9 protein-coding genes and 1 pseudogene are annotated in these 13959 nt (G+C 50.3%); 5 read left to right on the forward strand and 5 right to left on the reverse strand.

Annotation, left to right across the window (positions count from 1 at the left end; all coding sequences use genetic code 11):
• Positions 1-169: 169 nt before the first annotated feature.
• From JKP77_RS14685 to JKP77_RS14695, 3 genes are read left to right on the forward strand one after another with little or no spacing between them, the layout of a single operon-like run.
• Positions 170-1867 (forward strand): proline--tRNA ligase, encoded by a 1698-nt coding sequence (locus JKP77_RS14685; protein WP_218311912.1) that lies wholly within the window; start codon positions 170-172, stop codon positions 1865-1867.
• A 43-nt stretch (positions 1868-1910) separates the two neighbouring features.
• Entirely contained in the window at positions 1911-2750 is an 840-nt protein-coding gene (locus JKP77_RS14690; protein ID WP_218311913.1) for an MBL fold metallo-hydrolase, read from the forward strand.
• 16 nt (positions 2751-2766) lie between these two features.
• Complete coding sequence (locus tag JKP77_RS14695) at positions 2767-3696, forward strand: phospholipase A (protein ID WP_218311914.1); 930 nt, start codon at positions 2767-2769, stop codon at positions 3694-3696.
• Between the two features lie 24 nt (positions 3697-3720).
• On the opposite strand, the gene JKP77_RS14700 is transcribed toward JKP77_RS14695, so the two are convergent.
• The 5 genes and pseudogenes from JKP77_RS14700 to guaB form a co-directional block, all read right to left on the reverse strand.
• Positions 3721-4617, reverse strand: coding sequence for a histone deacetylase family protein (locus tag JKP77_RS14700; protein WP_218311915.1), 897 nt, complete (start codon positions 4615-4617; stop codon positions 3721-3723).
• Positions 4618-4687: 70 nt separating this feature from the next.
• A pseudogene (locus JKP77_RS22770) lies at positions 4688-6277 on the reverse strand (methyl-accepting chemotaxis protein).
• A gap of 343 nt (positions 6278-6620) precedes the next feature.
• The gene (locus tag JKP77_RS14710; RefSeq protein WP_218311916.1) at positions 6621-7640 is read right to left on the reverse strand and encodes a zinc-binding alcohol dehydrogenase family protein; all 1020 of its coding nucleotides are present in this window, start codon (positions 7638-7640) and stop codon (positions 6621-6623) included.
• Between the two features lie 282 nt (positions 7641-7922).
• Positions 7923-9500, reverse strand: coding sequence for a glutamine-hydrolyzing GMP synthase (gene guaA / locus JKP77_RS14715; protein WP_218311917.1), 1578 nt, complete (start codon positions 9498-9500; stop codon positions 7923-7925).
• Between the two features lie 72 nt (positions 9501-9572).
• Entirely contained in the window at positions 9573-11042 is a 1470-nt protein-coding gene (guaB, locus tag JKP77_RS14720; protein WP_218311918.1) for an IMP dehydrogenase, read from the reverse strand.
• A gap of 101 nt (positions 11043-11143) precedes the next feature.
• Between guaB and xseA the strand changes: the two genes are divergently transcribed.
• Together xseA and JKP77_RS14730 are read left to right on the forward strand one after the other, a co-directional pair.
• Positions 11144-12529 carry an exodeoxyribonuclease VII large subunit gene (gene xseA / locus JKP77_RS14725; protein WP_218311919.1) on the forward strand — a complete coding sequence of 462 codons (1386 nt, stop codon included), beginning with the start codon at positions 11144-11146 and terminating at the stop codon, positions 12527-12529.
• Positions 12530-12719: 190 nt separating this feature from the next.
• Positions 12720-13862, forward strand: coding sequence for a hypothetical protein (locus JKP77_RS14730; RefSeq protein WP_218311920.1), 1143 nt, complete (start codon positions 12720-12722; stop codon positions 13860-13862).
• Positions 13863-13959 lie beyond the last annotated feature (97 nt).

Genomic DNA, 13959 nt, shown 5'->3' on the forward strand with positions numbered 1-13959 from the left:
TGTGCTTATCTGTTTACGGGTGTAAACTGCGAATGTGACCCCAACCGTCAGTTCGATATGCAGAGAAACGAAAACAGGGAATTTACACATTGTTTTTCGCTTTTGTTGACCGCCGACAACCGCTAGAATACGCGGGTTTAAAAAATTCGAATAAAGGAAGCTAGTTGTAATGCGCACGAGTCAATACTTACTGTCGACGCAAAAAGAAACGCCAGCCGAAGCGGAAGTCATCAGTCATCAGCTGATGCTTCGCGCGGGAATGATCCGCAAACTGGCTTCAGGACTTTACACCTGGTTGCCGTCCGGGCTGCGTGTGCTTAACAAAGTTGCCAATATCGTGCGCGAAGAGATGAACCGCGCGGGTGGCGTTGAAGTATTGATGCCGGTGGTACAGCCTGCTGACCTGTGGGAAGAGTCAGGTCGCTGGGATGAATACGGTCCGGAGTTACTGCGCGTAAAAGATCGCCATAACCGCGATTTTGTTTTAGGCCCGACCCATGAGGAGGTCATTACCTCTCTGGTGCGCAATGAAGTCAGCAGTTACAAACAACTTCCTTTAAACCTTTATCAAATTCAGACCAAGTTCCGGGATGAAGTACGTCCGCGGTTTGGCATCATGCGTGGCCGTGAATTTACCATGAAAGACGCTTATAGCTTCCATTTGGACGATGAGTGCCTGGGTAAAACCTATGACAATATGTACGGTGCATACAGCCGTATATTCGAGCGTATGGGTCTGGATTTTCGCGCTGTTATCGCTGATTCCGGCGCTATCGGCGGTAGCGTTTCTCACGAATTTCATGTCTTAGCAGCATCGGGGGAAGACGCCATCGCCTTCTCAGACAGCTCAGACTACGCAGCCAACGTGGAAATGGCAGAAGCCATTGCACCTGAACAACAAACACCGTCAGGCGTGGCTGCGAAAACGGTAACGAAAGAAAGTGGCTCAATGGATGATTTCTACGCTGCGCAAGGTCAATCAGCGTCTGATGCAGTAAAGCTCATCGTGGTGAAAGGTGCATCGGAAGAAGAGGAAGAAAAATGGGTAGCGCTGGTTCTACGCGCTGACCATACACTTAATGATATCAAAGCCGAGAAGCACCCTTTAGTTGCTTCCCCGCTTATGGAAGCCGGTGAAGAAAAAGCCACGCAGTTATTAGGATGTAGCCCGGTCTCTGCTGACCCAATGGCCTGTAACCTACCGGTTATCGTCGATCACAGTGCTGCTGCACTGACAGATTTTATCTGCGGAGCAGGTGAAGCGAACACCTTCCGTATCAATGCAAACTGGGACAACACACCAGAGTCTGTCGATATCCGCAACGTGGTTGCCGGAGATGCGGCTCCGGATGGCAATGGTACCATTGAAATCAAACGCGGCATCGAAGTGGGTCATATCTTCCAGTTGGGTGACAAGTACTCTAAAGCCATGAACTGCGGAGTATTGAGTGAGAGTGGAAAACATCAGACACTGACCATGGGCTGCTATGGAATCGGTGTATCGCGCATTGTCGCTGCAGCAATTGAGCAGAACCACGATAAATTCGGGATCATCTGGCCGGATCCGATCGCGCCTTTCAAAGTTGCGCTAATTCCAATGAACATGCACAAGTCCCAGCGTATTAAAGATACCGCTGAAGCCCTGTATCAAAAGCTGACCGAAATGGGTGTGGAAGTGCTGTTTGATGACCGTAAAGAGCGTCCGGGTGTGATGTTCAACGATATGGAACTCATCGGCATACCGCACAGCATCGTGATCGGGGAAAGAAACCTGGACAATCAGCAGGTGGAATATAAGAATCGCCGAACGGGTGATAAACAACTCTTGGATATTGACGCAGTTTGTGAGCATATTGGTTCGCTCTGAGTAAACGACGTCCTATCCGATAACAGGAAGTAACGGAGGAGACATGCAGTTAACGTTTTACGGTGTGAGAGGTTCTATCCCCACGCCGGGTGCAGATTTCGTCCGTTACGGTGGTAACACTGCCTGTGTTCATATCAGCCTGACTGATGGTACCGACATCATTTTAGATGCCGGTACCGGCATCAGATTACTGGGCAATCAGCTGGTTAAAAAAACCAGCCCTATTCATTTGCTGCTCACCCACAACCACTGGGATCATATTCAGGGCTTTCCTTTTTTTGCCCCCATCTATCAAAAAGACCGCGAGATTATTATTTATCCGGGGCAAACGGCGCTTCCCGAACACGATCAGATTTTACAGCAGATGCAGGGGTCTGTGTTTCCGGTACCTGCCAAAGCACTGACCTCAGATATCTCTTTACACGTTGTTCCCGACGGCCAGGATAGCTGGAAAATTGGTAACGCGACTATACGCCGACTGCCGATGAATCATCCCGGCAAAGGCAGCGCTTACTGCATTAACGACGGCAACTGCAAAATTGCCTATATCACCGACAATGAGCTCTACCCCCCTTACAAAAAAGAAACGGATTTTATGACTTTTGTCGATTTTGCCAGAGACGCTGACGTTATTATTCATGATGCACAGTATATGGTGGCAGACATGCCGGCAAAATCAGGCTGGGGCCACAGCGTCGCAGAAGAAGCAGTAAAACTGGCGATGGCCTGCAATGCTAAGTGCCTTGCGCTTTACAGCCATGATCCGGAACGTACCGACGATGATATTGACGCCGTTGTAGAGCATTGCAATCAGTTTATTCAGGTTGCAGAATCATCACTCACCCTGATTGCAGCGGCCGAGGGACAAACGCTGCAGTTTTAATTACTTATGCTTTACCATGGAGTTTTCAGTGAGCCATTTTTTTCAATGGTGCGCCTGCACCGCGTTCCTGTGTCTGCCGCTTTGTGTATCGGCGCAGGAAACCACCAATCGCACAGACACGCAGGCTGAACAGCAAAAGGCGCCGGGGATCCTCAGCTCACGTTTTGAAGCCGATCGTGAATCATTAAATAATTTGTTTTCGATTACACAACATCGCCAGAACTATGTTCTTCCCATCAGTTATGTGACAAATCCTAATTCTCTGGGAAATAGCGAACTCACGCCAGAGTCAGTAGATAACCGGGAAGCAAAGTTCCAGCTAAGTGTGAAACTTCCCCTTTATCTGCGTGAACAGGCTGATGGACTGTATTTCGGGTTTACTCTGACATCCTTCTGGCAGTTATATAACAGTGAAGTTTCCAAACCCTTTCGCGAGACCAATTACGAACCCGAGGTATTCTGGCAACAGGAAGCCGATATCACGTTTCTTGGCTACGATTTTAACGCGTTGCAGGTTGGCTTTAACCACATGTCCAACGGCCAGAGTGGCATACGCTCGCGAAGCTGGAATCGTCTTTTCGCATCGGTACTGTTTAGTGACGACGATGACCTGTATTACCTGAAAACCTGGTACCGTATCCAGGAAGATGAAAAAATCGACCCCGCCGACCCGACCGGCGATGACAATCCCGACATTCTGGATTATTACGGCCGACTGGAGTTTGGCTATGGCACGAAAGTCGGTAATTTTAAGCTACTCGCGCTCATGCGTAATAATCTCAACTTTGGCCATAACCGTGGCAGTATTCAGCTGAATCTTACTTATCCTCTGTCAGACCGCTACGAGGTACTGCTTCAGTATTTTAATGGCTATGGCGATTCGCTTATCGATTACAACCGTTCACAGGAACGTATTGGACTGGGTTTCCAGTTGATGTTCCTGTAGGCCAGTCGGTTACAGGTGATTCACCTACGCAATCACACCCGCGGCGCGATACAACTGTAGATGCACATCCACCAGCGCGGGAATATCGCGCTGGTAACCGCCACCAATCACACAGGCAGTGGGCACGCCGGCCTCGCGGCATAGCGACAATACCATGTTATCTCTTTGCAAGATGCCAGATGTCGTGATCTGCAAATGCCCGAGATCGTCATTCACGTGAATATCCACTCCGGCATCGTAAATAACGGCATCAGGCCGGTATCGCCAGGCCAGCGTCAGCGCCGCATCCAGCGCCTCAAGATAATCGGCATCGCCGGTGCCTTTTTCCAAAGGAATATCAATATCGGAGTGCTGTTTACGGTGAGGGAAATTTTTCTCGCCGTGTAATGACAACGTAATAATGCGGTCATCTTCTCTGGCCAGCCACGCGGTTCCGTCTCCCTGATGTACATCGCAGTCGATGATGAGCACACGGTCGATATCAGGCTCTGCCAGCATCCTGTTGGCCGCCAGATACAGATCGTTGAACAGGCAAAAGCCCGACCCAAAGGTATCAAAGGCGTGGTGATATCCGCCGGTCAGGTTTAGCGCAAGCCCATGCCTGACTGCCAGCTCCGCGGTCAGACAGGTTCCCCCCACCGCCGTCAGGCTTCTGTCGATAAGTTGTTGCGACCAGGGAAAACCAATCCGGCGCATTGCTTTCTTATCCAGCGTCCCTTCAAGTAAAGGCATTACATAGTCAGGATCATACGCCGTCGTCAGCAACTGAGTGTCGATAGGCTGAGGCTGATGAAACCAGTTATCCGGTATACCACGGGCGCTTAGCGCATCGCGGATCCCCTGATATTTTTCGATGGGAAACCGGTGCCGTACGGGCAGACTCAGTTGACTGTAAATGGGATGAAAGACCAGTGGTATCATGACACCTGCTGCATTAGGTAAAAAAAACGGCCTGTTATGCCAGACCGTTATGAATACTCTCAATGCCGCGTTAGCGGGTCAAGCTGTGCACCACTTTTTCGACATTCTGTGCCATGTTGCGCATAGAAACAGAAATATCATCGCGCTGAGACAAGGCGTGGTATCGCTCAGAGGACGCCACAACATTGCGGATAATTGCCTGTACATCGCCGAGTACCGTTTCCTGCTCATCCGCAGCGCGGTTCAGGGCCACAACCACGCTGGCCGTTTCCTGAATATCTTTTACCACTTGATTCAGCGTAGCAAGCGCAGTCTGGGCTTCTGCTGCGTTGGTTTCTGAAAGACGCTTACCTTCATCCATCGCACTTACTGCGCCGCGCGCCTCTTGCTCAAAGCTGCTTAAAATATTATTGATTTCTTTTGTCGACTGCTGTGTTTTCGCCGCCAGTGCGCGAACTTCGTCAGCTACAACCGCAAAGCCTCTGCCATGTTCACCGGCTCTGGCTGCCTCTATCGCCGCGTTTAGCGCCAGCAAATTGGTCTGGTCAGCAATTTCGTTAATCACATTCACCACTTTCAGAATGTTTGCACTTCGGCTCTGCAGCGCGTTTACGATCTCACTGGAGCTAGAAACCGTTTTTTCCAGTTGCTTAAAGCCCTGATTGGCTTTTTCAAAGGTGACATAGCAACTGTCGACATTCTTTTCCGAATTATTGGTAGCTACCGCCACCTGGTCAGTTATCGCAACCAGGCTTTGCACAATTTCACGGAGTTTGTCAGTACTGGTATCAAGCGCCTGAGACGCTTCTCGTTGATCATCGGCCCCACCCTGTATCGACTGGCTCACTTCGCCAAGGGTGGTTACCGCGGTGCCCATCTCACGCTCGGCCTCACGCAACTGATGCACCGAATTTTGCAATTTGGTTTATAATGAGCGAGCAGAATCTGCCAACACACCAAGTTCATGATGGCTCTGATACGTGATTGGCGTTTCATACCGGCTTTTAGACAAATCAGAAATTCCTGAGGCAATTTGCTTGATAGGAGCGATAACCTGAGAACGCAGACGGTAGACAACATACACCACCGACAGTACTGATAAGGCGATAGCTGCCAGTAAAATCATCCATAATGTACTTCGGGTATCATCTCGCAATGCGTCGAACGCCCCCGTAGCCTGGCCTGCAATTTCATTGGCAATTTCACTCAAAAGTTCTGCTGGTTCGCGGTCAATCCCCCTTACAAAACTGTCGCCGACTTTAGGGTCAAATCCAGCGTCAATAAAAGCCTGATACCCTTCGCGGTACTTTTCAGCCATTACCGCATGGGCTTTCAGAAACGCGCGAATATCCTGTTTCGCTTTATCGCTGACACTTTCATTAGCAAGCAATGCATTGATGGCACGGGTGATTTCTGCCTCACGCTCCTGAAATCGAGACCAGTATTTATTGCGGTCTTTCTCGTCATGACCACGCAGCAAAACATTCTTCCACTCCTGAACCTGTGTTTTAAACGTACTTAGCACATCATTAACATCACGCTCGGCCTGCACCAGGGTATTTTCCAGCTCATCAAAATGATTTAGCAGTGAGAAGGCTTTGGAAATGGATGCGGCATTGAGTAGTACAAGAATAAACAAACTGGCCAAAACCGGCGTCATGACCAGTTTGCTGATGCTGGTGTAATTCACGAAAAATAACCTTAGCAGTAAGCAGATAGAATAACGTACATAGTAAATGATATTTTTGTGACGGCACCATGACACTGAACGTATCAAAAGAGATACGCACTTATTACAACCTATACTTACGCGCGCCACACACAAAAAACGCCAACGAATGTGAGCCAGATTGAATAGCAACACATCAGATGGCGCTTATTTAGTATGGTTTACTTTGTCTGATATTCAATCACGTCCGCTACGCACGCGCTTCACTGTTTGTTTCTGGACTTCATCGCTTATCTCATTTCCGACAAACATCCCATTGCGCAAGCATAACCGGTTAGTCGTGAAGCCCCGTCAGTACCAGCTTACCGATTGCCTTTCCGGATTCGAGAATACGATGCGCTTCATACAGCGTTTCGGGTGAGAGCTTACCAATGCGTTGCTGCAGCGTCGTTTTGATGGTGCCGTTATCAGCAAGCTTCGCAACCTGATTTAAGATGTCATGTTGAGTCTGGATATCTTCGGTATTAAAAAGCGGTCGCGTGTACATAAACTCCCAGTGCAGCGACAGACTCTTTTTCTTCATCAGGCTGATATCTAACACGCCAGGGTCATCAATCAGCGCGAAACGCCCTTGTGGACGCAGTGCATTAACACTGGCTTCAAAGTGCTGGTCGGTATGACTGAGGCTGGCAACGTAATCTACCGGGCCCATTCCGGCCTTTTCAATTTCCTCATCAACAGGTTTCGAATGATCGATAACGTGATGCGCGCCCATGTCCTTTACCCAACGCTGAGTTTCAGGTCGCGATGCGGTGGCAATGATGGTCAATGAGGTAAGCTGACGTGCCAGCTGGATAAGCATCGAACCAACGCCACCGGCGCCGGCCACCACTAAAAGCGTTTTAGACGGCGCATTTTTATCCTGCGACACTTCCAGACGCGAAAACAACAATTCCCAGGCGGTGATAGTCGTTAATGGCAGCGCTGCTACCTCTGCATCGGACAGCTTCGCCGGCGCATGCCCCACAATACGTTCGTCTACCAGCTGATATTCTGCGTTACTTCCCTGACGGGAGATATCGCCGGCGTAATACACCCTGTCACCGGGTTTAAACAAAGACGCATCGTTGCCCGTGGCTTCCACGGTGCCCACCGCGTCCCACCCGAGTACTTTAAATTCATCCGCGTCAGGGTTTGCAGACTTACGTACCTTCGTATCCACCGGATTCACGGAGACAGCATTGATTTTTACCAGCAAATCACGCCCGGCCGGCGCCGGTTTGGCAATATTAAAAGACTGAAATGAATCCTGTCGTAGCTCAGGAGATGCCTGTTTGTAGCCTACTGCGAGCATGTATAACTCCTTACAGTGTCAGAAAAAGTGATCAGAGATAGGAATAGTGATGATTGTTATACATGTTAGGGCCACAAAATGATCGCCCTGTGCGGCAGAACACTCAACAATAAAGCGGAGTTGTCGACTCTCATCTAAGTAAAGGTGGAAAGTAAGAGGTGGAAGTGGAAAGTAAGAAGTAGAAGTGGAAAGTCAGAGAAAGACCGGACGACTTTTTCTTCAAATAAAAAGGGAGTCATATCGACTCCCCATTGACCTAGTACGTGCAGCTAAGAGTGAAAACTATTCCCACTCTATCGTCGCGGGTGGCTTACCGGATATGTCGTAAACCACGCGGGAAATCCCGTCGATCTCATTGATGATGCGGTTAGACACTTTGCCTAAGAAGTCATAAGGCAGATGCGCCCAGTGGGCTGTCATAAAGTCGATGGTTTCTACAGCGCGCAGTGACACTACCCAGTCGTATTTACGGGCGTCACCCATGACACCAACCGAACGAACTGGCAAGAATACGGTAAACGCCTGACTGACTTTGTGATACAGGTCGGCATTGTGTAACTCTTCAATGAAGATAGCGTCTGCACGGCGTAGCAAGTCGCAATATTCTTTTTTGATTTCACCCAGAACGCGTACGCCCAGACCCGGTCCCGGGAACGGGTGGCGGTACAGCATGTCGTAAGGCAGGCCAAGCTCCAGACCAATTTTGCGCACTTCGTCTTTAAACAATTCGCGCAGCGGCTCAACCAGACCTAAGTTCATTTCTTCTGGCAGACCACCTACATTGTGGTGCGATTTAATCACGTGGGCTTTACCGGTAGCAGAGCCTGCTGACTCGATGACATCCGGGTAAATGGTGCCCTGAGCAAGCCACTTAGCGTTGGTAAGTTTAGTGGCTTCTTCGTCAAACACGTGAACAAACTCATTGCCGATGACTTTACGCTTGGCTTCCGGATCTTCAACACCTGCCAGTTTGGCAAGAAAACGCTCTTCCGCGTCAATCTTAATAATATTCAGCCCGAAATGGTCGCCGAACATTTCCATCACCTGCTCACCTTCATTTAAGCGCAGTAAGCCGTTGTCCACGAACACGCAGGTGAGGTTTTTGCCAATCGCCTGATGCAGCAGCATTGCCGTCACTGAGGAGTCAACGCCGCCGGATAAGCCAAGTACCACTTCTTCATCACCGACCTGCTCTTTAATGCGGGCAATCGCGTCTTCAATAATCGCACCTGGCGTCCACAGCTTTTCGCAGCCACAGATATCCATTACAAAATGGGTCAGTAAGCGCTGGCCCTGACGGGTGTGCGTCACTTCAGGGTGGAACTGTACGCCGTAGAATTGCTTCTCTTCATTGTACATAGCCGCATGCGGGCAGGATGCCGTCTGTGCGATGGTTACAAACCCTTCCGGAATAGCTGATACCTTATCACCGTGGCTCATCCACACGTCCAGCAAGGCATTACCATTCTCGCCAATGGCATCTTCGATATGGGTAAGCAGCGGGCTTGGCTTAATCACTTCTACCTGCGCATAACCGAACTCGCGTTTGTCAGAGCCCAGCACGCCGCCACCCAGCTGGTGCGCCATGGTTTGCATGCCATAGCATACACCCAGCACCGGCACACCTGCTTCAAATACGTATTCAGGTGCTCGCGGTGAGCCTTCTTCCGGTACCGACTCCGGACCACCTGAAAGAATGATGCCCTGAGGATTAAATTCGCGAATTTGTGCTTCTGTGACATCCCATGCCCACAGCTCACAGTACACACCAATTTCACGCACGCGGCGGGCAATCAATTGAGTGTATTGAGAACCAAAGTCCAGAATTAGAATACGTTGTTCATGAATATTTGTGGTCATGGCGTTACCTGTAAATAAATAAACAAAAGAGGCTGGTGAAAACCAGCCTGCTAAAGGTAAGAGGTTGAGCGTTTAGCCCAGTCGGTAGTTAGGCGCTTCTTTGGTGATGCTCACGTCGTGAACGTGAGATTCACCCATGCCTGCCGAGGTCACACGCACAAACTGTGCTTTGGTGTTCATCTCTTCAATAGTAGCGCAACCGGTCAGCCCCATGGCCGAACGCAGGCCGCCCATTTGCTGATGAATGATCGTCGCGATAGGGCCTTTATAGGCCACGCGGCCTTCAATACCTTCCGGCACCAGCTTTTCGGCGTTGTTAGACTCCTGGAAATAGCGATCGGATGAACCGTGATTTTGATTCATTGCGCCCAACGAGCCCATACCGCGGTACGATTTATAATAGCGTCCCTGATAAAGCTCGACTTCACCTGGCGCTTCTTCAGTTCCGGCCAGCATGCTGCCCACCATCACGCAGGCCGCGCCTGCTGCCAGTGCTTTGGCGATATCACCGGAGAAACGAATACCGCCATCGGCGATAACCGGAATGCCGGTACCTTCCAGTGCATCAACCGCATCAGCGACCGCAGAGATCTGAGGCACACCACAACCGGTAACAATACGGGTAGTACAAATTGAGCCGGGGCCAATGCCCACTTTCACCGCATCCACGCCTGCATCTGCCAGTGCCTTAGCACCTGCTGCAGTGGCAACGTTACCTGCAATGATTTGTAAATCAGGATAGTTTTTACGAACTGTTTTTACCCGCTCGATTACGCCTTCAGAGTGACCGTGCGACGTGTCAATTAGCAGCACATCCACGCCAGCTTCGACTAACAGTGCGATACGCTCATCAGTACCCGGGCCAACGCCAACTGCAGCACCTACGCGCAAACGACCCAGAGAGTCTTTACATGCGTTAGGTTTGTTTTCAGCTTTCTGGAAGTCTTTAACCGTGATTAGGCCAGACAGCTTAAAGGCGTCGTCAACAACCAGAATTTTCTCAATGCGGTGCTCGTGCATCAGTTCAAGCACTTCTTCAGAGCTGGCGCCTTCTTTTACCGTTACCAAATCGTCCTTTTTGGTCATCACGCGATCGATAGTCAGTTCAAGACGTTTCTCAAACCGCAGGTCACGGCCGGTTACAATACCAATAAGGTTATTGTCTTTATCAGTCACCGGGAAACCTGAATAGCCAAGCTTTTTACTCAGGCTAAGCACTTCGCCGATAGTTGCATCCTTGCTCACAGTAACCGGATCTGACACTACCCCGCTTTCGTACTTCTTCACTTCCAGTACATGGGCAGCCTGGTCTTCCGGGCGCATATTTTTGTGAATGAATCCAATACCGCCTTCCTGAGCAAGGGCTATTGCCAAACGGGCTTCAGATACCGTATCCATCGCAGCGGATACCATAGGAATGTTCAGCGTCACTTCGCGCGTCAGGCGCGTTTTCAGGCTGGCAGTGTGAGGGAGAACGGATGAGTGGCCAGGAACCAGCAACACATCATCAAAAGTAAGGGCTTCTTGGACGATTCGGAGCATGCAACAACACCTGTTGAGTTGAGGGTTAATTGCGGCGCAATTGTAGTGTTTTTTATAATTCAGGTAAACTCTATTTCCATGGATCACGAGCTTTTTTTCGAATGATTACGACAAACCCCGGTACAACAAGACAAATTCTCACCGTTTCTAAACTCAATCGCCTGTCCCGAACGATACTGGAGAGCGAGATTGGACTGGTTTGGTTATCCGCTGAAGTCTCTAATTTTGTGGCCGCCGCATCCGGCCACTGGTACTTCACACTGAAAGATAATAAAGCGCAGGTACGCGCAGCGATGTTCAAAGGTGCCAACCGGCGAGTGCAGCAGCGCCCGAAAGAAGGCGACAAAATTCTGGTGCGCGCTTCTGTTGGGTTGTATGAACCCCGCGGCGACTACCAGCTTGTCGTTGAGCACATGGAAAGCGACGGTGAGGGCCGACTCAAACAGGCATTTGATGCGCTGAAAATGAAACTGCATGGTGAAGGACTCTTTAACCCTGCCCGCAAACGAGCGCTGCCGGAAAATATTAATACCATTGGTGTTATTACGTCCGCCAGTGGGGCCGCGCTGCACGATGTGTTATCGGTACTTAGGCGGAGAAGTCCGGCCACGCGGGTCATCGTGTATCCGTCCATGGTGCAGGGAGAGACGGCGCCGCAACAGTTAATCAACGCAATCCATACTGCTAACCGCCGACAGGAGGTGGATGTAATCCTGCTTACCCGCGGAGGCGGTTCGCTTGAAGATTTATGGTGCTTTAACGACGAAACGCTGGCTCGCACTATCGCAGAGTCGCAGCTTCCAATCGTCAGTGCCGTGGGACACGAAGTCGACGTGACGATTTCTGATTTCGTTGCTGACATGCGAGCCCCTACCCCCTCGGCCGCCGCCGAGCAACTCAGTCAGGACGTTTCCGGGCTTACCCAGCACATTCTTCAGACGCGTCAGCGATTACTCCGCGCCTGGCAAAGACACCGGGACGCTTCACGGCATCGCTGGCAACAGCAACATCAGCGCTTAACCGTGCAACATCCGGCAACGCGTATTGCTCATCAGGCACAAACGCTGGACCGCATGCAGCTGGCATTGACTCAGGCAATGCAGAGAAAGCTGTCACAGCTACAGCAGCGAACGCAACATACCGTAGCCAGACTGTCGCAGCAAAATCCGCAGCGAAAACTCAGTGTGCATAATGAACGTCTGCATGATCTTTCGCAGCGAAATCAGCGCGCCATGCAGCAGCAGCTGAAACAGGCCAGACATCAATTTGCAAACACCGTCCATTTACTTAATTCAGTCAGTCCATTGTCTACGCTCGCACGAGGTTACAGCATCACGCTAAAAGACGAACGGGCGGTTACCGATACTGCCGCGTTATCTCAGGGCGATGAAATTCGCACCCGTGTGGCGAATGGCGACATCATCAGTATTGTTGAGCGTACAGAACCCGCACCTCCGGGTACCGATGTCAAAGACGGTCATAGCTAAGCGATTGCGAACGTTATGTAATTCAACAGCCAAAAAAAGCGCTTGCACGCATAATTACTGCATCAACAGAGTATGCCGTGGCGCGTGACAGGAAGATGAAAAATAATTCACCCGGGCAGATTGTTAGTCCCGGTGATTTAGTTCACACTAACGAATGGAGTAAACACGTGTCGTTAAGCAGGCAACAGCAGTGAAAGCGTTTTGGGTTTTAGCAGGAATAGTCGCGCTAACAGGATGTCAGTTAAGTGCGCCGTCTTTCGTGGGCGATGAGCTTATTACTGCCAATCAGCAAACCGGACATAAAGTCCGGGCGCCTGTTGCCTTTTTCTCGACTTATCCCAGCAACAACGCGTCTGAAACCTGCCGCATCGTTAACAGGCAAAAGCAAGCCTGTATAGACGACCCGATTTCCCCGCAACAGTTTTTAGATGTTCTGTCAGAGCAGGACTGGTTTACCGCTGTGCTACCATCATCCTCTGGGAGTGACTACGAGCTGCTCATCTCGAATCAGTCAGCAACGGTTGCTGACGGCACGCCATGGCAAAGTACAATCAGCGCCCTATCTATGGGCACCGTGTCTACACCGGTCTATGTACGCAACTTTACCGAAGTTACAGTCCAGTGGCGTGGCGTTGAAATTGATACCCGGCTGCTTGACATCACCGTGCCTGCGCTGACCGAGCAGAACGCCCAGGACATCGCCAGAACCGCGCTTACGCGATGGTGGCAGGACGTCAGCGACAATGACGTGTTCAGTGCCCGCTACCTTTACAGTGCGCTGGATGCCAGCAACTACTTCGATAATATGCAGTTGCCAGCCCAGATTGGTGACTTCATTAAAGATGACACGCAGCTTTATCATGATCCCTTTAAAGGTGTTATCAGCCGCTATCTGCACCCACAATATGAGAATGCGTTACTGGATATCAGTGTCTATCCTATCTTATCGCCGTTAAGCCAATCGGATGACACGTTACTGCATTCAGAATTACAACAAGATCTGGCCCAGGCGAAAGACGTTGCCTCAGCGCGAGACATGACGCTGGATGATGATGGTGGCATCACGCCTTTTTCGATAGCCGGTTCTGACCGGATAGCGGAAGGTAAAGTCATGGCGTTAACCGCCACATCAGAGAACGCAGAAAGTTTGTTTGCCAGTACTTATGTTTTTCGTCAGCAGGATAAGATCATAAAAATCACCACAACATTTCCCCGGCGCGTCTCTGACTCGCTGGTACAGCAAGCCATGCCGTCAATTATCGTCCCTGAGCCATCAAAACTGATGGCAGCGATAAGGGAAATGCAGGCTTCTCAGCAGACGGCCGTACAGTAGCTACGCACACCAAAATCTGTTCATATTCTGCCATTTAAGCCTGCGCGTTTACCTTGCCATGTCATCTTTTGTAGTTGTCCTAACACACCCTCTGCAA

Origin of the sequence: Alteromonas antoniana (assembly GCF_019249295.1) — a bacterium.
GTDB classification, from domain to species: Bacteria; Pseudomonadota; Gammaproteobacteria; order Enterobacterales; family Alteromonadaceae; genus Alteromonas; species Alteromonas antoniana.

Excerpts from the sequence above, each read along its gene's own strand:
- JKP77_RS14710 (WP_218311916.1), bottom strand. The coding sequence starts at position 7,640 with ATGCTCGCAGTAGGCTACAAACAGGCATCTCCTGAGCTACGACAGGAT.
- xseA (WP_218311919.1), top strand. The coding sequence starts at position 11,144 with ATGATTACGACAAACCCCGGTACAACAAGACAAATTCTCACCGTTTCT.
- guaA (WP_218311917.1), bottom strand. The coding sequence starts at position 9,500 with ATGACCACAAATATTCATGAACAACGTATTCTAATTCTGGACTTTGGT.
- JKP77_RS14690 (WP_218311913.1), top strand. The coding sequence starts at position 1,911 with ATGCAGTTAACGTTTTACGGTGTGAGAGGTTCTATCCCCACGCCGGGT.
- JKP77_RS14685 (WP_218311912.1), top strand. The coding sequence starts at position 170 with ATGCGCACGAGTCAATACTTACTGTCGACGCAAAAAGAAACGCCAGCC.
- JKP77_RS14695 (WP_218311914.1), top strand. The coding sequence starts at position 2,767 with ATGGAGTTTTCAGTGAGCCATTTTTTTCAATGGTGCGCCTGCACCGCG.
- guaB (WP_218311918.1), bottom strand. The coding sequence starts at position 11,042 with ATGCTCCGAATCGTCCAAGAAGCCCTTACTTTTGATGATGTGTTGCTG.
- JKP77_RS14700 (WP_218311915.1), bottom strand. The coding sequence starts at position 4,617 with ATGATACCACTGGTCTTTCATCCCATTTACAGTCAACTGAGTCTGCCC.